At 56.4% G+C, this 21799-nt stretch carries 17 protein-coding genes; 9 read left to right on the top strand and 8 right to left on the bottom strand.

Features of this window, described 5'->3' with window-relative positions:
- Window positions 1-43: 43 nt before the first annotated feature.
- On the top strand, window positions 44-1918 hold the full coding sequence (locus AAF659_RS07790) for a sensor domain-containing diguanylate cyclase (protein ID WP_349751163.1): 1875 nt from the start codon (window positions 44-46) through the stop codon (window positions 1916-1918).
- Between the two features lie 22 nt (window positions 1919-1940).
- Here the strand turns inward: AAF659_RS07790 and AAF659_RS07785 are convergent, their stop codons facing one another.
- Together AAF659_RS07785 and AAF659_RS07780 are read right to left on the bottom strand one after the other, a co-directional pair.
- Window positions 1941-3740: an ABCB family ABC transporter ATP-binding protein/permease gene (locus AAF659_RS07785; protein ID WP_349751162.1), complete on the bottom strand. Its 1800-nt coding sequence runs from the start codon at window positions 3738-3740 to the stop codon at window positions 1941-1943.
- 12 nt (window positions 3741-3752) lie between these two features.
- Window positions 3753-4649 (bottom strand): lysophospholipid acyltransferase family protein, encoded by an 897-nt coding sequence (locus tag AAF659_RS07780; protein ID WP_349751161.1) that lies wholly within the window; start codon window positions 4647-4649, stop codon window positions 3753-3755.
- Window positions 4650-4765: 116 nt separating this feature from the next.
- Here AAF659_RS07780 and glyQ point away from each other — a divergent pair, with 116 nt between their 5' ends.
- From glyQ to AAF659_RS07765, 3 genes are all read left to right on the top strand, one after another.
- The gene (glyQ, locus tag AAF659_RS07775; protein ID WP_349751160.1) at window positions 4766-5719 is read left to right on the top strand and encodes a glycine--tRNA ligase subunit alpha; all 954 of its coding nucleotides are present in this window, start codon (window positions 4766-4768) and stop codon (window positions 5717-5719) included.
- 2 nt (window positions 5720-5721) lie between these two features.
- Window positions 5722-7803, top strand: coding sequence for a glycine--tRNA ligase subunit beta (gene glyS / locus AAF659_RS07770; RefSeq protein WP_349751159.1), 2082 nt, complete (start codon window positions 5722-5724; stop codon window positions 7801-7803).
- A 105-nt stretch (window positions 7804-7908) separates the two neighbouring features.
- The gene (locus tag AAF659_RS07765; RefSeq protein ID WP_349751158.1) at window positions 7909-8727 is read left to right on the top strand and encodes a substrate-binding domain-containing protein; all 819 of its coding nucleotides are present in this window, start codon (window positions 7909-7911) and stop codon (window positions 8725-8727) included.
- Between the two features lie 12 nt (window positions 8728-8739).
- Here the strand turns inward: AAF659_RS07765 and gyrB are convergent, their stop codons facing one another.
- From gyrB to dnaA, 6 genes are read right to left on the bottom strand one after another with little or no spacing between them, the layout of a single operon-like run.
- Window positions 8740-11148: a DNA topoisomerase (ATP-hydrolyzing) subunit B gene (gyrB, locus tag AAF659_RS07760; protein WP_349751157.1), complete on the bottom strand. Its 2409-nt coding sequence runs from the start codon at window positions 11146-11148 to the stop codon at window positions 8740-8742.
- Window positions 11149-11173: 25 nt separating this feature from the next.
- On the bottom strand, window positions 11174-12277 hold the full coding sequence (gene recF, locus AAF659_RS07755) for a DNA replication/repair protein RecF (protein WP_349751156.1): 1104 nt from the start codon (window positions 12275-12277) through the stop codon (window positions 11174-11176).
- 3 nt (window positions 12278-12280) lie between these two features.
- On the bottom strand, window positions 12281-13030 hold the full coding sequence (locus tag AAF659_RS07750; protein WP_349751155.1) for a glutathione S-transferase N-terminal domain-containing protein: 750 nt from the start codon (window positions 13028-13030) through the stop codon (window positions 12281-12283).
- Window positions 13031-13040: 10 nt separating this feature from the next.
- The gene (locus tag AAF659_RS07745; protein ID WP_349751154.1) at window positions 13041-14423 is read right to left on the bottom strand and encodes an ABC1 kinase family protein; all 1383 of its coding nucleotides are present in this window, start codon (window positions 14421-14423) and stop codon (window positions 13041-13043) included.
- A gap of 26 nt (window positions 14424-14449) precedes the next feature.
- Window positions 14450-15553 carry a DNA polymerase III subunit beta gene (dnaN, locus tag AAF659_RS07740; RefSeq protein ID WP_349751153.1) on the bottom strand — a complete coding sequence of 368 codons (1104 nt, stop codon included), beginning with the start codon at window positions 15551-15553 and terminating at the stop codon, window positions 14450-14452.
- A gap of 46 nt (window positions 15554-15599) precedes the next feature.
- Window positions 15600-17126, bottom strand: coding sequence for a chromosomal replication initiator protein DnaA (dnaA, locus tag AAF659_RS07735; protein WP_349751152.1), 1527 nt, complete (start codon window positions 17124-17126; stop codon window positions 15600-15602).
- Between the two features lie 618 nt (window positions 17127-17744).
- Here dnaA and rpmH point away from each other — a divergent pair.
- From rpmH to mnmE, 5 genes are read left to right on the top strand one after another with little or no spacing between them, the layout of a single operon-like run.
- A complete protein-coding gene (gene rpmH / locus AAF659_RS07730) occupies window positions 17745-17879 on the top strand; it encodes a 50S ribosomal protein L34 (RefSeq protein WP_349751151.1) in 135 nt (44 codons plus the stop codon).
- 10 nt (window positions 17880-17889) lie between these two features.
- On the top strand, window positions 17890-18279 hold the full coding sequence (gene rnpA / locus AAF659_RS15115; RefSeq protein ID WP_502949203.1) for a ribonuclease P protein component: 390 nt from the start codon (window positions 17890-17892) through the stop codon (window positions 18277-18279).
- A 4-nt stretch (window positions 18280-18283) separates the two neighbouring features.
- Window positions 18284-18532: a membrane protein insertion efficiency factor YidD gene (gene yidD / locus AAF659_RS07725; RefSeq protein WP_349751150.1), complete on the top strand. Its 249-nt coding sequence runs from the start codon at window positions 18284-18286 to the stop codon at window positions 18530-18532.
- Window positions 18533-18540: 8 nt separating this feature from the next.
- Window positions 18541-20277, top strand: a complete 1737-nt coding sequence (gene yidC / locus AAF659_RS07720) for a membrane protein insertase YidC (protein ID WP_349751149.1) — start codon at window positions 18541-18543, stop codon at window positions 20275-20277.
- A gap of 15 nt (window positions 20278-20292) precedes the next feature.
- A complete protein-coding gene (gene mnmE / locus AAF659_RS07715; RefSeq protein ID WP_349751148.1) occupies window positions 20293-21660 on the top strand; it encodes a tRNA uridine-5-carboxymethylaminomethyl(34) synthesis GTPase MnmE in 1368 nt (455 codons plus the stop codon).
- The last annotated feature ends 139 nt before the right edge of the window (window positions 21661-21799 follow it).

Here is a 21799-nt window from a genome sequence, read left to right as displayed (position 1 = left end):
CCGCCGGTATGACAACCGGCAAGGTTCGACTAGACTGCGAAACATGAAACGATTTTCCGGTGCCCGCCTAATGCTGGTCGTCTTCGTGCTCCTGGCGGGGGTCACCAGCCACGCCAGTGCCCTGGAGGTCGTTAAAGTCAGCGAAAAGCCGGAACGGGATCTCAACCGCCATATGCGGTGGGTAATGGATCCAGACAGCAAACTGAGCGCGCAATCGTTGTTCATCGAGCCCGCTGCTCCGGACTGGCAGAACACGGAAGAAAAAATACTCAATCTGGGACTGGAAAGTGCGCCGGTCTGGATGGGGGTATGGCTCGAAACGCCCGCCGAAGCAGATCGTTACCTGCAGATTGCCTATCCACCGCTGGACGATGTCCAGATTCACCTGATCCGTGCCAGTACAGGCGAGAGGGTCACGCATGTCCGTACCGGTGATACGGTTGCGTTCGACACCCGCCCCGTATCTCACCACGACTTCGTTGCCCGCTTGAGCATGGAGGCGGACTCGCGCTATCTGTTGCTTGTCCGATTGCAGACCGAAGGTGCCCTGCAGGCACCGGTCCGCCTGTGGCAGCCGGATGCCTTCCTGCAGAATGCCCAGGCATCCTCCGCACTGCACATGATGTTTTTCGGCATCATGGGCGCACTGGCCATCTACAACCTGCTGCTCTACTTTGCGGTCCGGGATAGCGCCTATCTCTGGTATGTGCTCTATCTTCTGGCCTTCGTGCTCTCGCAGGCGGCACTGCGGGGGTTCGGTTTCCAGTATCTATGGCCCGGCGCCCCCTGGTTCAATGCCGTCAGCGTAACACTGCTGCTCTCGCTGAGCCTTGCCGCCGTGGGCTTTTTCACACACCAGTTCCTCAACGCACCACGTCACAGTTACCTGTGGTCGCTCGTATTCCGCATCATTGGTTGGTCCGGATTCGGCCTGGCCGCGATCAGTCTTGTGGTGCCTTATCACAGTGCTATCGGCCTGTTGCTGGTGGTAGTCAGCAGCGGGGCCCTTCTGGCGCTGATCGGGGCCTGCTACCTTTGGTGGCTGGGTGAGGTGCTGGCCCGCTTTTACGTCATTGCGTGGGGCATCTTCCTGTTCGCCAATATCGCGTATACCGTCAGCAAGGCTGGAGTAATTCCGACCACTATACTGGTGGATCACGGGACCCAGATCGGGGCGATCATCCAGGCGCTGCTGCTATCCTTTGCTCTAGCCTGGCGGATCAACCAGGAACGCGAGCGACGCCAACAGGCCCAGGCGCAAGCCCTCGAGACCCAGCGTGATGCGAATCTCCAGCTGGAAGCACGGGTGGAGGAGCGCACCGAAGAACTTCGCCAGGCTTACGACCAGCTCAAGCAGCTCAGCGAGCTGGATGGCCTCACGCAGCTCAAGAATCGCCCCTACTTCGACCAAGCGCTGGAGCGCGAATGGCGACGCAGTTGTCGCGAAAAACAGGCTCTATCCCTACTGATGCTGGATATTGATCACTTCAAAGCAGTAAACGACGAGCACGGTCACCTGTGCGGCGACGAGGCGCTGCGCCGGATTGCAGGGATCTGCCAGCAGACCGTCGGTCGGGTCGCGGACACGGTCGCACGCTATGGGGGAGAGGAGTTCGTGATCCTTCTGCCCATAACGGAATCAGAAGGCGCCACAGTGATTGGCGAACGTATCCGCAAAGCTGTAGCTTCACTCGAGTTTGAATGGGAGGGACGCGCTATCCCGCTGACCGTTTCAGTAGGTATGGCCTGCTGTAAACCCGACCGGCAACGAAACTACGAGTGGTTGATCCGCAGCGTGGACGACGCACTCTATGGGGCCAAAGCGCGTGGTCGTAACAAGACCGTCATCGCTCGTGAAACCGATGATGGCAGCATGGAGCTAATCTCGCTTGCAACATTCCATGCCACTCGCAACTGACCCTCCAGTCACACCGTCAGAATCAGCCGGGTAGGTTGCTGGTCTCCACCTGTCGGCGCCAGAGACTGGCATAACGTCCCTCCCGAGCCAGCAGCTGATCGTGGGTACCGCGCTCAACAATGCGCCCACCGTCCATCACAAGAATGGCATCAGCATCACTCACCGTTGACAGGCGGTGGGCAATGGCAAGCGTGGTGCGGTTACTTGTAACTTCATTCAATGCGGCCAGAATATGCTGTTCCGCCACGGAATCCAGCGACGATGTTGCTTCATCCAGAACCATTATGGGCGGATCCTTGAGGATGACCCGGGCGATAGCCACGCGCTGCTTCTCACCACCGGAAAGCTTCAGGCCCCGCTCTCCAACACGGGTTTCAAGGCCGTCAGGCAAGGTCGCTACAAAGTCCGCCAGATGCGCCATTTGAAGCGCGCGCTGCAGCTCCTGCTCGCCAGCATCCGGCTTGCCATAGAGAATATTGCGCCGCAGAGTATCATTGAACATGACCGTATCCTGAGGCACCACACCAATCGCCTGGCGTAGGCTCTGCTGGGTAATCTCACGGATCGCCTGGCCATCAATGCTGATACTGCCCTCATTCACATCAAAAAACCGGAACAGCAACCGTGCCAGCGTTGACTTACCGGCACCGCTGGCACCAACCACGGCTACCCGGGCACCGGGCGGAACTTCAAATGACACATCACTGAGAATAGGCTGGTCAGGACGGTAACCAAAGTCCACGTTGCGAAAATCAATGCGGCCTCCGGTCACCGTCAGTGCCTGGGCATCCGGCGCATCCACCACCGTCGGCGGGGTTTCAAGCAGACCGAACAGGCGTTCCACATTCACCAACGCCTGCCGTATCTCACGATAGACAAAACCGAGTGCGTTCAGCGGGATGAAAAGCTGAAGCAGGTAAGCGTTGATCATGGTGAAATCACCCAGGCTGATCTCTCCCGCTGCGACATCAGTAACGGCCATGATCATGATGGCAGTCAGCCCGAGTCCGATGATCAGTGCCTGCCCGGCGTTCAGAGTCGCCAGGGACAGCCGATTATTGAGGCGGGCCTGTTCCCACTCGGCCAGGTTGCCGTCGTAACGCTCGGCCTCAAATTCCTCGTTACTGAAATACTTGACCGTCTCGTAATTGAGAAGGCTATCCACGGCACGGCTGTTGGATTCGTTGTCCTTGGCATTGGCTTCACGCACGTAACGGGTTCGCCATTCGGTAACCCGGATGGAAAACATCACGTAGATCACCACAGCAACCAGCACGGTCAGCATGTAGCCCGGGTCAAAGGCGACCAGCAGGATACCGCAGACCAGCACAAGCTCCAGAATGGTAGGGATGATGTTGAACAGGGTGAAACGCAGAAGGAAGCTTATGCCGTTGGTGCCACGCTCAATATCCCGGGCCAAGCCACCAGTACGCCGATCAAGGTGGAAGCCCAGCTCCAGTCGGTGCAGATGACGGAAGACCTGGAGTGATACCCTGCGCATGGCGCGCTCCGCGACCCGGGCAAAGACCGCATCCCGGATCTCGTTGAACAGAGTGCCACTGAACCGCAGGAGTCCGTATGCAACCACCAGCAGAACCGGGATCCAAAGGGCAATGCCGCCACTCCCCTCAGTATCCAGATAATCGACAATGTATTTGAGAGCCACGGGTGTTGCCACCGTTGCCAGTTTGGCGACGATCAGGCACGCGGCGGCAATGGCCACCCGGCCACGGAATTCCTTCAGGTAGGGCCAGAGGCTAGCGATCACCCGCCAGTCGGGTCGATAGTCAGCCGGGTAGTCATTATCCGCGTAGGATCGCAATCAAACACTCCGTTATAGATCTCTGTAGGGATTGGGTTCACCCGGGGGACGCTTGCGGAACCGCTTGTACTCCCACTGATACTGCGCCGGAACACGGCGAACGACAGATTCCACTGTTGCGTTAAGGGCCGCCACCGAGGTATCCGTATCGGGCTCGTAGAGCGCCTGATCCACTTGGTCCGCCACTAGACGGAAGCCCCGGGCGTCCGGCAAGCGCTCACAGTAGGTGACCACAGCACGGGCGCCCGTCTTGTGCACAAGGCGCGAAACCAGCTTCATGCTCAACACATCGATCCCGAAAAAAGGCGCATAGGTACCGCCGCTGGCATCCGGCACCTGATCGGGCAGAATCCCCACCACGCCGCCCTCACGAAGAATGCTCACCAACCGTAATACGCCTTTGCGATCCGCGCGGACCAGCTCAGAGCCTCCGCGACCGCGGACCTGCGACATGTAGCTTTCCATTTCTGCCAGCTTGGGGGGGCTATAGAGCGCAGCCATGGAAAACTGTGTGGAGTAATACAGGCCCAGCAACTCCCAGTTCCCCAGGTGTGGCACGATCAGCACGACACCCCGCCCCTCTGTACGTGCTTCATTTAGAAGATGCTGACCCTGGAATTCACGGATCAGGTCGAGACAGCGCGGGACTGGGCTTTCCCACATAATGGGGATCTCGGCGATGAGTTTGCCGGTCTCGCGCAGACTATCGCGGACCAGTGTGCGGCGATCGGCATGTGACATCTGTGGATAGGCCAGGGCGAGGCTGCGTTCGGTTACTTTGCGGGTACGATCGCGCGCAGCCCATAGGCAAAAGCCGATAATACAACCCAGCCGTTGGGCGAGCGCCAGCGGCAGATGGCCAATGAGCCAGAGCAGGACGCGCAGGCTTCTGATACGCAGACTTGTCATGGAAATTTGAACGACTCCCAGGCCGGGGGCTTTCCTAAGCACCGGAGGCGCAGCGTATAATACGCGCCTTTGGTACAACGAGAAACCTATCACCTCAATCCCAGCAGGTGGACGCCGTGAGCGAACAGGCACAACCCGATGTAACAACCTTCCAGGGGCTGATCCTGGCCTTTCAGCAATTCTGGGCCGAACGCGGCTGCATTATCCAGCAACCGCTCGATATGGAAGTGGGCGCGGGGACCTTCCATCCCGCCACCTTTTTGCGCAGTATCGGGCCGGAAAACTGGCATGCCGCCTATGTCCAGCCCAGTCGCCGACCCACGGACGGGCGCTACGGGGAGAACCCCAACCGGCTGCAGCATTACTATCAGTTCCAGGTGGTTCTCAAACCCTCCCCGGACGACATTCAGGAGCAGTACCTGGACTCGTTGCGGGTGCTCGGGCTGGACCCGCTGGTTCACGACATCCGATTCGTGGAGGATAACTGGGAGTCGCCAACTCTCGGCGCCTGGGGCTTGGGCTGGGAAGTCTGGCTCAACGGCATGGAGATTTCCCAGTTCACCTATTTCCAACAGGTGGGCGGCATCGAATGCTACCCGGTAACCGGCGAGATCACCTATGGCCTGGAACGCATCGCCATGTACCTGCAGGAAGTGGACAGCGTCTATGACCTGGTCTGGACACGAACGCCGGCCGGCGAGGTTACCTATGGCGATGTTTACCACCAGAACGAGGTGGAACAGTCGACCTACAACTTCGAGCAGGCGGACGTCGAGTTCATGTTCCATGCCTTTAGCGTGCATGAGCGTGAGGCGCAGCGCCTGGTGGACGCTGGCCTGCCCCTACCGGCCTACGAGCAGGTGCTTAAGGCCTCCCATACGTTCAATATGCTGGACGCCCGGCATGCGATCTCCGTCACGGAGCGCCAACGCTACATCCTGAGGGTACGCACTCTTGCCCGGGCCGTGGCGCGGGCCTACTACGACCGGCGCCGAGATCTCGGCTTCCCCATGGCGGACGAAGCCATACGGCGCGAACTGCTCGCCGACGACACTCAGAAGGAGGCATGATCATGGCCACACCGGATTTCCTGGTTGAAGTCGGCACGGAAGAATTACCGCCGAAGGCTTTGAAGAAGCTATCGGAATCCTTCGGAGAAGGCCTGCGCAGTAGGCTTGCGGACGCGGGCATTGAACATGGCGAGATCGAGACCTTCGCCACACCACGGCGACTGGCTGTCCGAGTGAATAAGCTCGCGGATGCCCAGCCGGACACGCCTTTTGAGAAAAAGGGCCCGGCCGTGAAGGCCGCCTTTGACGGTCAGGGCAACCCCACCCGTGCCCTGGAGGGCTTTGCCCGCAACCTGGGCATCCAGCCGGACGAGCTGGATACCATGGAAACCGAGAAGGGCGCCTGGCTCGTCTACCGTGGCGTGGAAAAGGGCCGTCCCACCGCCGAGCTTCTTCCCGGCATGGTGGAACAGTCGCTCAACGGCCTGCCCATCCCCAAACGCATGCGCTGGGGTGCCCGCCGCGAGGAATTTGTGCGGCCAGTGCACTGGCTGATCATGCTGTACGGCAGCAAGGAGGTACCCTGTACCCTCCTTGGCTGCGAGGCCGGTCACGCGACCCGTGGACACCGCTTCCATCATCCGGGCGAACTCATCATTTCCACACCCGCTGATTATGAACTGGTACTGCGCCAGAACGGCTGGGTCGAACCGGATTTCACCGCCCGACGTGAGCAGATCCGTAACGGGGTTACCCGTGTCGCGGACGAGCAGGCCCGGGGGCGGGCGGTGATCAATCCCGGCCTGCTGGACGAGGTTACTGCCCTGTGTGAATGGCCGGTGCCCCTGCTGGGGCGGTTCGAGGAGCGCTTCCTTGAAGTACCGCCAGAGGCGCTTGTCTCCTCCATGGAGGAACACCAGAAATACTTCCACGTTGTAGACGGTAACAACACAATGCTGCCGTGCTTCATCACGGTGGCGAATATCGAAAGCCGGGATCCATCTGCAGTAATTGCCGGTAACGAAAAGGTCATACGGCCACGCCTGGCGGATGCAGCCTTTTTCTATGACACGGATCGCAAGACACCGCTCATTAACCGGGTCAATGACCTCAAGCCGATTGTGTTCCAGCAGGATCTGGGCAGTCTGCACGATAAGACCTTGCGAATCGCCTCCCTGGCCGGACGCATCGCCGGCGCTATTGGTGCTGATACGGAGGAGGCCCGCCGTGCGGGTACGCTGAGCAAGACTGACCTGCTGACCGAGATGGTTCAGGAATTTGATGACCTTCAGGGTGTGATGGGCGAATACTATGCCCGCCATAACGGTGAGCACGATGCGGTAGCTCGGGCACTCAGTGAGCAGTATCTGCCGGGCTTTGCCGGCGACCGCATTCCAGCATCCGACATCGGCGCCTGTGTTGCACTGGCGGATCGGCTCGATTCACTTGTGGGCCTGTTCGGCGTCAACCAGCCGCCCAGCGGCACGCGCGACCCGTATGCACTGCGTCGGGCAGCTCTGGGCGTGATCCGCATTCTGGTGGAGCGCGAGCTTAAGCTCGATTTGGAGGAGTTAGCCGGATGGGCGGCGAGCGAATTCAACAGCCTCACAGTCGCTGACCCCATCAACCCAGTGGTCGACTACGTCCTTGAGCGGTTCCGCGCCAGTTTCGAAGACCAGGGCGTCGCGGCAGAGGTGTTCCTGTCGGTTCAGGCGCGCCGACCCACTCAGCCGCTGGATTTCAACCGCCGGGTAATGGCAGTGAATAACTTTATCGCGCTTCCTCAAGCGCAAGCGCTGGCTTCCGCCAACAAACGGGTATCAAACATTCTGGAGAAGCAGGGCGGCACCCAGTCCGATCAGGTCAAACCGGAATACTTCCACGAAAATGCCGAACAAGCGCTGTTCGAAGCGGTTCAGACACAGCAGGAGAAGGTGGCACCGCTTTTCGCGCAAGGTGACTATGACGCCGGCCTGCAAAGTCTGGCACAACTGCGTGAGGTTGTGGATATGTTCTTCAATGACGTCATGGTGATGGCGGAGGATGAATCGCTCAGGGCCAACCGCCTGGCATTGCTTGAACAGCTGCGGCAGCTATTCCTCCGGGTTGCGGATATCTCGCTGCTGCAGACCAACAGCGAATAGGCGGATGCGCCGCTCATTATGGGTGCGAACAATTCTCATTGACATATAGGGTAGGGACGGCAATACTGATGATTCAATGATCCGTCAGGGCCGCGTTGAATCATCATGAGCCAACCTCCCACTAGCCTATTACCTGAACTTCAAGCCAGTATTGGTGCCTGCATCGAAACCGCGTTGGTTCTGCATGCCACAACCATGCCTCAGATCAGGCATGTCATGGCAGGCGATGCAGTGATCGAGGATTACGTGAGAACACTTGGTTTCGGTGACAGACTCGTGCCCTGGCAGCATCTGGGCAGCGATGGTGTTGCGGATCCGGATCTCATCCTTGCTCATCAAATCGCCGGTGGTACCAGCCTTTGCCCTACGTGGCTTCCCGCACGCTACGAACCACGGCTTTCACTGGTCCAGGCTGCCCAGACGCCCGGTGAGGTCCAGAGCAATCTCAAGCGTATTGCCCGGGTTCTGGGCAATACCATGGGAGAAATGGTGCCCGCCCAGCGCTTTAGGGAAACCTTTGAAGGATTGCGTGAACGACTCCATATTTCAGGGCCATGTGTTCTGGTCCTGGTGGAAACCGGCCGAGGGCGTTACCGTCTTGCGGGGCATAATCACCCCTGTCACACGCTTTTTGCGCAGCTTGGCTGGAGCAGTGCTCCTTCAGACCGAATCGCCGGTGAGAAGATCAGCCCCCGTACTCTCGATAAGCTCAATTACGACGCCGTTCTGATTCTCGAAGCCTGGCCGGGCGAAGCAGGGGAACACGCACTGGAACGCCACTGGCCATTGATGCTGTCGCTCGCTTCGGAGACGGAACGATGGGCCCGGATGCCGGTGATGGAACTGATGTGTCTCGGACCATCGCTGCCCGAGAGACTGGCGGATCTAGCCTCCCGATTCCAGGCTCTGAAACCCGGAATCTGAAAGCCTTACCCCTCAGATATCCAGATTGGCCACTTCAAGTGCGTTGGTCTGGATAAAGTCCCGTCGTGGCTCAACCTCGTCACCCATCAGGGTCGTAAAGATCTGGTCCGCAGCGAATGCGTCCTCAATCGTTACTTTCATCAGCCGGCGGGTTTCCGGATCCATGGTGGTCTCCCACAGCTGATCCGGGTTCATTTCACCCAGGCCCTTATAGCGCTGAATAGTCAGCCCCTTCTGACCCTCACGCATAAGCCAGTCCAGGGCACCTGCAAAGGTATCCACTGGGTGCTTGCGTTCGCCACGTTGAACGTAAGCGCCTGCCTCCAGCATGTCATCGAGTTTTTCACCAAGCCGCGCGATTGCATTGTACGAAGGTGATTCAAAAAACTCATGGCGGAACACATACTCATAGGGAATACCGTGGATCAGCAGGGTGACCTTGGGCAGCGTCAGCTTGCGTTCCGGATCTTCCTTGGTTGAGAACTCATACCGAATTCCGGTGCGGGTATCGAGAACCAGTCTTTTCCCCAGATCGGCTACCCACTGCTCAATGGCTTCAGAGTCTTCAAGGTCTGCCGGCGTCAGTGTTCGGTGCGTGATCATCTCCTGAAGAACCCGTTCCGGATAAACGCGGGTCAACCGGTCGATGGTTTCCATCACGCTCTGGTATTCCTGCACCAGCTCTTCCAATGCCTGACCAGCAAGAGGTGGTGCATCCGGATTTACATAGAGCCCCGCGTTTTCCAAGGCCGACTGAGTGACATAGGCCGTCTTGGCTTTTTCATCCTTAAGGTACTGCTCCTGCTTGCCACGCTTGACCTTGTACAGCGGCGGCATGGCGATATAGACATGACCGCGCTCAATCAGCTCCGGCATCTGCCGATAGAAAAAAGTAAGCAGCAGAGTACGGATATGGGAGCCATCCACATCAGCGTCCGTCATTAACACAATACTGTGGTAACGGAGCTTGTCCGGATCATAATCTTCCCGGCCAATACCACAGCCAAGCGCTGTAATAAGAGTTCCTACTTCCACCGAAGCCAGCATCTTGTCGAAGCGTGCCTTCTCAACGTTCAGGATCTTGCCCTTGAGAGGCAGTATTGCTTGGGTACGCCGCTCGCGTCCCTGCTTTGCACTACCGCCAGCCGAATCACCCTCGACTATGAACAGTTCAGAAAGAGCCGGATCTTTTTCCTGGCAGTCTGCCAGCTTGCCCGGTAACCCAGCGACATCCAGAGCCCCTTTACGGCGAGTCATGTCTCTGGCTTTACGAGCGGCTTCCCGGGCGCGGGCCGCATCGATCATCTTGTTGACGATGGCCTTGGCTTCCTGGGGGTACTCCTGAAGATAATCAGTGAATGCCTGATTCATCTCCTGTTCGACCGCGGTTTTGACTTCGGACGAAACCAGCTTGTCTTTGGTTTGAGAGGAGAACTTAGGGTCCGGCACTTTGACACTGACGATGGCCGTCAGGCCTTCGCGGGCATCATCACCGGACGTATTGACCTTGACCTTTTTGATCAGGCCTTCCTGTTCCATATAACTGTTAAGGGTCCGGGTCAAAGACGCCCGGAAACCCGCCAGGTGGGTGCCCCCGTCGCCCTGAGGAATGTTATTGGTAAATGTGAAGATGTTTTCCTGAAACGCGTCATTCCACTGCATTGCGATTTCCACCACGATGCCGTCATCACGCTCCCTGGTGAAATGAAAGACTCGGTTCAGGGCTGTTTTATTCGTGTTCAGATGCTCGACAAAGGCTCTCAGGCCTCCCTCGTACTCGAACACTTCATCTTTACCAGTCCGCTCGTCAGTAAGCCGGATTCTTACGCCACTGTTCAGGAACGCCAGTTCACGAAGCCGCTTGGCGAGGATATCGAAATGGAATTCGATATTCGTAAAAGTCTCATGCGACGGTATGAAATGGACCTCGCTGCCTGACGCCTCTGTGTCGCCAACAATCCGTAGCGGCTCTTCCGGGATACCATTGTGATACACCTGCTCATGAACCTTACCACTACGTCGGATCGTGAGCCTGAGGGTAGAAGAGAGGGCATTGACCACAGAAACACCCACACCATGCAGACCGCCGGATACCTTGTAAGTATTGTCATCAAACTTACCACCGGCATGCAGGACGGTCATTATGACCTGGGCAGCTGAAACCCCTTCATCTTCGTGGATATCGGTTGGAATACCACGTCCATCATCCCTGACCGTTACCGATTCATCAGGGTGGATAACGACACCGATTTCGGAACAGAAACCCGCCAATGCCTCGTCGATGGAATTGTCCACCAGCTCGAAAACCATATGGTGGAGACCTGTACCATCGTCGGTATCACCGATGTACATACCAGGCCGTTTGCGTACGGCATCCAGACCTTTAAGTACTTTGATGCTTGTAGAAGTGTAATCAGACATTCGCAGGGTTCCCCCAGCTTGGCGTTCATTGTTCCGTGAATCGCCCATGTTCCACGTGAAACATCGACGGTTCATGCTCGCGCATCAGGTTCCCCAGCGCTCCGGCATCAGGAGTTTTGATGCCGGTTAGGAAAACCTGAGTGTTCAGTGCTAGAAGTTCACTGGCCAGGAGAGCCTGATTATCCGCATCAAGCTCTGCATGGATATCATCAAGGAGACAGATGCCCTGACAACCAACTGATTGAAGAACCCGCATTTGGGCGACCTTCATCAGAACCACCAGCGACCGCTGCTGCCCGCGGGACAGCACCTCGCTAGCTGGCTGCTTGCCAACTCGGATTCGGATATCAGCCCTGTTGGGGCCGTAAAGACTAAACCCGGCGCGCGCCTCCGCCTCCAGATTACCTGCGAGAACGGCGTCGAGACGTTTCTCAGTATCCCAACCAGGGCTAAAAACAAGAGAGACAGTTGCCAGCCAGCCGGTACCAGACCGCTTCTGCATTGCCTCAAATTCGTCCCGAAAACGCCGAAAACCCTCTTCGCGACCCTGATTCAGACGCTCACCTAGGTCAGCTACCCGTGCATTCCATGGGCCAATAGAAGCCGCATCAATTATACCATGACGAAGGAGGTGATTGCGCTGCTTAAGTGCCCTCTGTGCCTCCTGCCAGACCCCACTAAACCAGTGTTCCACGTGGAACACCAACCAATCCAGAAACCTTCGACGATTACCCGGGCCACCTGCAACAAGCTCGAAAGTACCAGGCTCAATTACCGACACCGGGAGCAAACGCGCAAGTGCGGCAATCGACCGTATCGACTCACCATTGCGTTGCAACCGAACCCCTCTCTTGTTCCCTGGTTCCCTTTCAAGGCCAAGCCTAATTGACCCCCTTACAGGATCGGATACAGACCCGAAGAGCGTTAATGAAGCGTGCCCTTCCTGGACCACGCGTCTATGGTTCGAAGAACGAAAAGAGCGCGCTGTTGCAAGATAATAGACCGCTTCAAGCAGACTGGTTTTACCACTGCCATTGTCACCATGGATAAGATTGAGGCGGGGAGAAAACTGTAGTTTCTGATGTTCTATATTGCGGAAGTGATGGATGCGAAGCTCGTCCAGCGCCATTGATCAGATCTGATAATAATCGCGCAGGTGCGCCAGAATCGCACCACTTTCAAAGAGTGCTGTATCTTGGTTCGGATCGACCAGATAGGGCACCGCACCCCGTCCGGTTATGTTAACAAGCTCTTGACGGTTCCTCGAGCCAGGCCGATAACCGATTCCCATCCAATCACCGATCACCGGAAGAAGTAATTCGCCAACTCTTGATTTTCCACAATTGCGCAAAACATAAGGAATTTCGAGTTCGCAAAGGCGTTCACGCACCTCCCGCGAATAGGGGCTGGATTCGAAACTATAGAGCTCCAGTAAACGTGCCGGCGTACATGAGGGCTTCGCATAAAGACCCTTGCCAAATCTAGCGAAAGACGCCAGTAGCACGCGCCCTTTATCAACCGGTTGCCGACTACTCAATCCTGGAACAGAGCGCCCTCCGTACTGTTGCCACAGGTACTCCCGAATCCGCTGACTGTCATAAATCACCTCGCCCTTAACCGGTTCCACAAGCAGCGGAAATTCACATCGTCCACCCAAATCAAAAGCCCGATTACGGAACCGATGGCCCCCTTTAGGGCAGGGGAAAATCACCGCATCAATACCAAGCTCCGTGAGCGTTTCCCGCACCAATCGACAGTGGGGACACCCTTCCATCTCGAACAGCTGGAGTGGTTGCTCAGGCACTACGACTTCTGAACGACAGATCCAAGTTCCTCGCCAAAGCGCAAGCGACGACGTCAGAAGCTGAGGCACAAGCGCCATTATAGTGGCCTCATTGCAGCATGCTCAGCCGTTCGTCCAGAAACATGTCCATTTCTGGCGCTAGAATGTGGACGTAACGATCAAAATACAGAAACTGCTTTATCAAAAGCGCAAACTCACGAGGGAAGTGCAGACCCTGATCCTCACCAATGCGGACAAGCTGCATGAGAAGCTCATTCACATCGTCGTCAGTTTCTTCAGACAGTGTCTCTATATCTGGCATCTGATCCGGATCCGTCGGTACAACGGTCTCCATGTGCTGTTGAAGCCCCGACAGATCGCGTGCCAGAGCACTGACATCCACCCCCTCACGCGTGACACCGATACGCGTCATAGCATCCGCCATCGCTTCGAAATCACTCCCCATCAGTGCGCCCATAAAATCGGAAACTGCCGTCCAGGTGTCAGGAGCAATCCGACCAACGATGCCAAAATCAATAAACCCCACACGCCCGTCCTCCAACACCATCAAGTTGCCGGCGTGCACATCGGCATGAAAGAACTCACACTGTGTCAGACTCGCAAACCATGTATTCATCGCCGTGATCAGGGTCCGCTCAGGATCATCACTGTAACGCCGGATACTATCCAGATCGGTCAGAGACACCCCTCTAAAACGTTCCATCGTCAGAACCCTGCTCGTGCTCAATTGGCGATATACCTTTGGCACAGTTGCCTCTGTATTCCCTGTACGATCAAGGAACTCCCGAAATGCTTCGAGGTTATTCGCCTCCTGGACGAAATCACACTCTTCCATCATGGTTCGCTGGATTTCCTGAATGATACCGGAGAGCGATGTCCATGCCAGTTTAGGGGCAAGCGTTTCCACCACCCGTGCCGATACATACAGAAAATTCAGGTCAGTCAGCAGAATATTCGAAACACCGGGCTTCTGGATTTTCAGCACCACCTCTTCGCCACTGGCCAATCGGGCGCCATGAACCTGAGCGATTGAAGCAGAAGCCAATGGCGCCCGGTCGATACGCGAAAACTCCGTATCAACCGCTTCGCCCAGTTCTTCTTTCAGGATCCGTTCCATGAGGGTATAGGGAAGGGGCTGGGTCTGGTCCAGACAATTCTGAAACTCGTCGACGTATTCACGCGGAAAGAAAGTCGGAGAAGACGCAATCAACTGACCCAGCTTAACGTAAGTTGCGCCCAAGCGTTCAAACGTATCACGCATCAACCAGGGCATGGGCTGTCGGTTACCCCAAAGCCACCGCACGCTCTGGCCTCCAAGCACCATTGCTGTCTGTCCAATCCGGAGCGCACCTTTAATACCATCACCCACGACACGCGCCGATCTGGCTCCCGAATAAGCTATCTGACTCTTGTCGCCGCCGCTCGCATTCTTGCGCCGCATGAACGGCGACTTTTCAATTAATGCATTCATACCAAGCTTCCCTGTTTTGTCTGACCCTATAACCGCATCGGCATCACAACATAAAGATTGTCGTCCGGCCCGGTACTTTCGATAAGCGCACTCGCGTTCGGTCCGGACAGCACGATCCGAACCTGCTCTTCCCGTATGACGTTCATCACATCAATGAGATAACCAACATTGAACCCAATCTGAAGGGCTTCACCCTGGTACTCCACCGCCATGGTGTCCTCAGCCTGTTCCTGATCGGGGTTGTTGGCATACACGTGCAGTTCCCCCGGCTCCAGCTCAAGCCGGACCCCACGGATATTCTCATTGGACAGGATGCCCGCTCGCTGCAGGATGCTGCGGAGGGTCTCACGGTCTGCAATCACCGTTTTATCACCCCCGCTGGGAATGACCCGATTATAATCCGGAAAACGCCCCTCGATGAGTTTGGACGTAAAAGTGAACCCATCGACTGTTGCCCGTATATGGCTGCCTCCGATCGTAACTGCAACCGTCTCTTCACCGTCTCCCAGTAACCGGATAAGTTCCTGAACCCCTTTTCGAGGCACAATGATCTGACGGGTTTCATCCAGATAGGTGGGCGCCGCAAGGTTCGAAAGCGCAAGCCGATGCCCATCGGTCGCCACCGCTCTCACCAGGTCATCGCTAATTTCAAGGAGAAGTCCATTCAGATAATAACGAACATCCTGCTGTGCCATGGCAAAGGCTGTACTGCTGAGCAGACTCTGGAAGCTTCCCTGTTCCAGATTGAGCGTAAAACTATCCTCATCATCCTCTACATTCGGAAAATGATCCGCAGGCAGGGTCGCTAGAGTGAACTGGCTTGCCCCAGCGCGGATCCGAAGCCGATCGCCTTCCAGCCCCAAAGTCACCTCCGCAGCGTCAGGCAGCGACCGGCAGATATCCACCAACTTACGCGCCGGCACGGTTATGCGTCCTTCCTGTTCCAGATCCAGATCAGTCAGCGTAGCAACCAGCTCCACTTCCATATTAGTACCGGTAAGCGTCAGCGCCTGGTTCTCCGCCACAAGCAGTACGTTCGCCAGAACGGGCATAGTCTGTTTCTTTTCCACCACGCCGGCGATCGCCTGGAGTGGCTCGAGAAGGGATTCACGACTGGTCCGGATTTTCATGATTGTCGGATTCCGCCTGATTCGGATGTGGGTTTTGGTCGGTAATTCAGGTCGTCAGCAGCCGAAGAAAGTTCTGATAATCCTCACGGATATTAGCGTCTGACTCCTGCAGCTCTTCAATTTTCTTGCAGGCGTGGAGAACCGTGGTGTGATCCCGGCCCCCAAAGGCATCGCCGATCTCGGGCAGGCTATGACTCGTCAGCTCTTTAGCAAGCGCCATAGCCATCTGGCGGGGCCGCGTGATCGACCGCGTGCGGCGTTTTGAGTGCAGATCCGCCACTTTCATTTTATAGTACTCTGCCACGGTCCGCTGAATATTGTCGATGCTGACCTGTTTTTCATGCAGTGCCAGCAGGTCCTTAAGACTTTCTCGGATGAACGCCGGCGTAATCTGTTGTCCGGTAAAATGAGAATTTGCAATAACCAGCTTGAGTGCTCCTTCCAGCTCGCGCACGTTAGAGCGAATCTTTTGGGCAATGAAAAAGGCTGCCTCATTGCTGATACTGACCTGAGCCTGCTCCGCCTTTTTCATGATGATTGCCACCCGGGTTTCAAGTTCTGGTGGCTCCACCATCACCGTTAAGCCCCAGCCAAAGCGTGACTTGAGACGTTCTTCCATGTTCACAATTTCCTTGGGAAATCGATCACAGGTAAGAATCACCTGCTGGCCGCCCTCAAGCAGGGCATTAAAGGTATGGAAGAATTCCTCCTGGGAACGCTCTTTGCCGGCGAAGAATTGGATATCATCAATCAGAAGGGCATCTAACGAGCGGTAATACCGCTTGAAGTCATTGATGGCATTGAGTTGCAAAGCCTTGACCATATCCGCCACGAAACGCTCGGATCGCAGATAGGCCACACGTGCGCCGGGATTACGCCGAACAATCTCATTACCTACGGCATGCATCAGGTGCGTCTTACCCAGGCCAACACCACCATAAAGGAACAGAGGGTTGTACGACCCCCCGGGGTTTTCCGCCACCTGACTGGAGGCTGCCCGCGCAAGCTGGTTGGATTTACCCTCGACAAAGGTTTCAAACGTAAACTGCTGGTTGAGAAATGTCTCATTATGCTGGACACCCCCTTCAACATTGGCCCGCCGGTCGTCGCGTCCGCCATTAGCCCGACCCGCAATCCGGGCCGCCACCGGTGAATCTTCGACCGGCCGTTCATCAGCCGTACTCAATTCCGCGTCATTAACCGGAGGAGCCACTTCGGCACGCGCCGATTCAACTTCCCTTCTCTCACCCTGTGACGACTCAGACTTTGCCGCAGAACCCCCGCCATTAACCCCTGCCGGACTACTACTATTACGGCTCCTGGCGTCATCCGCTGACCCGACTTTCACCTCGACCTGAAGCCCTTTGGCCCCGTTGAGGTCACGGACCAGCTCTTCAATTCGATCCAGATACTTCTGACTGACCCAATCCCGAACAAACCGGTTCGGCGCAAGAAGAACCAGTGCGCCCCCGTCATCCCTGGACTGCAACGGCCGCAGCCAGGTATTGAACTGCTGGGCAGGAAACTCATCCTGTAAAAGTTCGAGACATTGCTGCCAGATTTCCTGCGCCACGACTGCTGACCCCACCTAATTCTTCTCGGAGCCGGATCCTCTCCGGCAGGGACGGTATTCTACGCTGACCACAGCGCCCGTGAAAGCCCCCAGACTCACGATATAAACAGCATGTGGATATTTTTTTCTTTTATCATCAGATTTTTAGCTACTTACAAACAGACTCGTGCACAGAATTACAAATCGATTCCATGAGATATTTTTATCCACAGGAAACTGTGCACACACCGTTTGTCACTCCCTGCATAACCCCCGCATAACCCCGTTGATAAACCGAGGCCCCTAAGCACCCCATGATTTGCACCCATACCATCCCTCCTTAAATCTCAGGTTACGCACCGCTCCTGAACAGACCTGTCCCAACTCTCAGCATGCCCCACAACAGCCTCTAATGAGGTTATCCACAGAAATCGACTCCCTTAATAATAATAACAACAGTCTTATTAATCCCTTAAAGATAAAGACTTTGTGTCTGTTATAACTAACAGGGAAACAACACTGCCCATTGTCTGAACGCTTCAAATTGACTAGAATCTCGCATCCCGGTGGCGCTCCGTGCCTGGCCCATCGGCCGAGACCATTGATCCGACATTCGCAGCCCTGAACAGGACCACCACCATGAAACGAACCTTTCAGCCGAGTAATCTCAAGCGCAAGCGGACCCATGGTTTCCGTGCCCGCATGGCAACCCAGAATGGCCGCAAGGTTATCGCCCGGCGTCGCGCCAAGGGCCGGAAGCGTTTAAGCGCCTGATTCCGACCAGTTGCTCCCTGACCTGAGATTTCCCCGCGAAGCAAGACTGCTCAAAAGTCGTGATTACACGCGGGTATTCAACAGCGTTCAGTTCAGAGCCGGTAGCCGCGGGTTTCTAATACTTGCCCGAAGTTCTGAGGAACCTGAGGCACCGGCAAGACTCGGCGTCATCGTGGCCCGAAGACATCTGCCGAAGGCGACGGCACGCAATCGATTCAAGCGTGCAGCACGTGAATCGTTCAGACACCGACAGTGCGAGTTACCGTCTTTTGATGTCATCGTACTGGCGCGGCCTGGTGGCAACACCATGGAAAACTCCGAACTTTTCCATGAACTGGATCGAGCATGGCGAAAGCTAGGCAAACAAGCACGGTCTCAGTCTCCGGCAAAAACAGGGTAAGCCCATGCGCTGGCTGTTTCTCATTCTGATTCGAGCCTACCAGTACGGGATCAGTCCGATGATGCCGCCACACTGTCGGCATGTACCCTGCTGTTCGGAATACGCCATCATTGCGATCCGCCAGCACGGCATAATCCGTGGTGGACGTTACGCATTGAATCGTTTTCTCAGATGCCATCCCTGGGGCACATCCGGATTTGATCCGGTTCCAGGCACTTCCCCGTCCCATCAATCCTGTTCACGTAAAGGATGAACCAATCAATGGATATCCCCCGCGTCGCCATATGGCTTGGTCTGGCCATTGTCAGTTACCTCCTCGTCATGGCATGGAACGAGGATTATTACCAGCAGCCAATTTCCAACGAACCAGTAGCCGCTGAGGAATCTCAGCCGAGTTCCAGTGACTCTGCATCACAACAGGCCTCGGATGGCCAACCACAGGGCGATACCGGGAATGCTTTTGATCGTCCAGAATCAGGTATGGGACCTTCCAGCAACCAACAGAACCCAGAGCAAAATAGCGAATCAGCCAGCAGCGGCGTTGTGGATAACAGCAACACGGTCAGTGTGAAAACCGATGTTCTGGATACCCGCATCAGTCTGGATGGCGGTCATCTCGTACAAGCTTGGTTGCCTGAGCATACCCGCACGATGAAGTCTGACGAGCCGTTGCAACTGTTGCATAACAACAGTGAGCTCACCTATATCCTTGAAAGTAGCCTTCTGGGTGACGGCGGTACTGAACGTGGCCATGGTAATCTGACGTTCAGCAGCAAGGCTGACAGCTACCAACTCGATGAGGGCGAGGATCAACTGACCGTTGACCTAACCCATAAAACCGATTCCGGTATAAAAATCATCAAACGTTATACCTTCGAACGGAATCATTACCGTTTCAGGGTGACGTACCACATCCGGAACGAGTCCAGTCAGCCTTGGAGTGGCTATTTCTCCGGACGCATTGTGCGTGACGAAAGTGGCGATCCCACTGGTCAACGTATCCTCGGTGTCCAGGCTTTTCTGGGGATGGTTCTGAGTACACCACAAGAACCCTATACCAAATACGAATTCTCTGACCTGAAAGACACCCCTCTGAACCGACAGGTGGAAGGCGGCTGGATGGCCTTCTTGCAGCACTATTTCATGAGTTCCTGGATCCCGGATCAGGGTGAGACACATCGTTATCAGACTCGCCAGCGTGGCGATAATCTCCATGTCATGGGATTTGTCAGCCCGGGAACCAAGGTTGCACCCGGGGAAGAAAAAGAAATTGGTTCCCGCGTCTACGTTGGTCCCAAAGTCATTGAACGACTTCAGGGCGTTGCACCAAACCTCGACCGAACGGTTGATTTCGGTTGGCTGTTCTTTATCTCTCAGCCGTTATTCTATTTGTTGGACTGGTTCCACGGCCTGACGGGTAACTGGGGCGTCGCCATCATCTTACTCACCGTGGTTGTGAAGTTGGCGTTTTATAAACTTTCGGCCACAAGTTATCGCTCTATGGCCAATATGCGCCGTGTTCAGCCAGAGATGCAGCGTCTCAAAGAACAGTACAGTGACGATCGCCAGAAGCTGTCCCAGGAGATGATGAATCTCTACAAGAAGGAAAAAATCAACCCACTGGGGGGCTGTCTGCCCATACTGGTCCAGATGCCCGTGTTCATTTCCCTCTACTGGGTGCTGTTCGAGAGTGTGCAGCTGCGCCACGCGCCCTTTATGCTCTGGATCAATGATCTGTCGGTGATGGATCCGTACTTCATCCTGCCAATCCTGATGGGTGGTTCGATGTTCCTGCAGATGCAGTTGAATCCGACGCCACCAGATCCCGTTCAGGCGAAGGTGATGAAGATCCTGCCAATCATGTTCACCTTCTTCTTCCTGTGGTTCCCGGCAGGTCTGGTGCTGTACTGGCTGAGCAACAACGTGCTCTCCATGGCGCAGCAGTTCTTCATCTACCGCCAGATCGAGAAGGAGCAGGGACAGCCCGCCAAGGGCTGATCCCCTGACCACGCCATGAGCGGTGCCGACCGGGATACCATTGCCGCCGTCGCCACGCCGCCGGGCCGCGGCGGCGTGGGCGTTATCCGGCACTCAGGCCCCCAGGCCCAGGCCCTCGCCCGGGCTTTCCTGGGCTTTGAGCCCCGAGCCCGTTACGCCCATTACGGCCCCTTCCTGGATGAGGCCGGGGAGGTTCTGGATGAAGGTATCGTCCTGTACTTTCCGGGTCCGAACTCCTTCACCGGCGAGGACGTCCTCGAGCTTCAGGGTCACGGTGGGCCGGTTCTCATGGACCGGATCCTCGCTTCGGCCACGGCCCGGGGAGCCCGCCTGGCGCGGCCGGGAGAATTCTCCGAAAGAGCCTTCCTGAACGATAAACTGGACCTGGCCCAGGCCGAAGCCATTGCCGATCTGATCGAGAGCAGCTCGGACCAGGCGGCTCGCAGTGCGCTCCATTCCCTGCAAGGGGCCTTCTCCCGGGTGGTCTCAGGACTGATCGATGAGCTGGTCCAGCTGCGGGTCTATGTGGAAGCTGCCATCGATTTTCCCGACGAGGATGTGGACTTTCTAGGCGACGGCAAGGTGGCGGCAGATCTTCAGGCCCTCCTGGAGTCACTGGACCGCACCCTCAACGAAGCCCATCAGGGGACTCTGCTGAGAGACGGTATGCAGGTCGTGATTGCCGGTAAACCCAATGCCGGAAAATCCAGCCTTCTCAACGCGCTATCCGGTCAGGACACCGCCATCGTGACCGAGATCGAGGGTACCACCCGTGATGTCCTCCGTGAGCAGATCCAGATCGATGGTATGCCGCTGCATATCATCGATACCGCAGGTCTGCGTGACAGTAACAATGAGGTGGAGCGCATCGGCATTGACCGGGCCTGGGCGGAAATTGAGAAGGCGGACCGGATACTGTTGCTGGCCGACAGTACAACCACACCTGACACCAGCCCTGACAGCCTGACCACAGGGCTACCCCGCGATTTGCCGGAGGAACTGCCGGTAACCGTGCTGCGCAACAAGGTAGACCTCTCCGGTGAAAGCGCCGGCTATACCGACGACCATCACGCTCCGGTCATCCGGCTTTCGGCGCAGTCGGGCGATGGCGTGGAGGTGCTCCGGGAACACCTCAAGGATTGCATGGGGTACCAGACGGCGTCTGAAGGGCGTTATATGGCCCGCCGGCGGCATCTGGATGCGCTGGAACGGGCACGCGCCATAGTGGTTCAGGGTCAGGCCCAGCTCAGTGAATTCGGGGCCGGAGAGCTGCTCGCCGAGGATCTGCGCCAGGCCCAGGATGCGCTCGGCGAGATTACCGGCGCCATGACGCCGGATGAACTCCTGGGCGAGATCTTCGGCTCGTTCTGTATCGGTAAATGATCGGGCCCGAGATCTTCTAAAGCACCCGACTACCCCCAAAATCAGTTTTTATCCGTTGTCGTTGCGCTTTCGACCCGCAATTGGATTCACTTGCCTTCTGTTAAAGTTATGGTATAACATTATGTACTGGCTGATCGCG

Origin of the sequence: Salicola sp. Rm-C-2C1-2, assembly GCF_040196175.1 — a bacterium.
Lineage (GTDB): Bacteria > Pseudomonadota > Gammaproteobacteria > Pseudomonadales > Oleiphilaceae > Halospina.
This window is presented reverse-complemented; position numbering and strand designations above follow the sequence as displayed.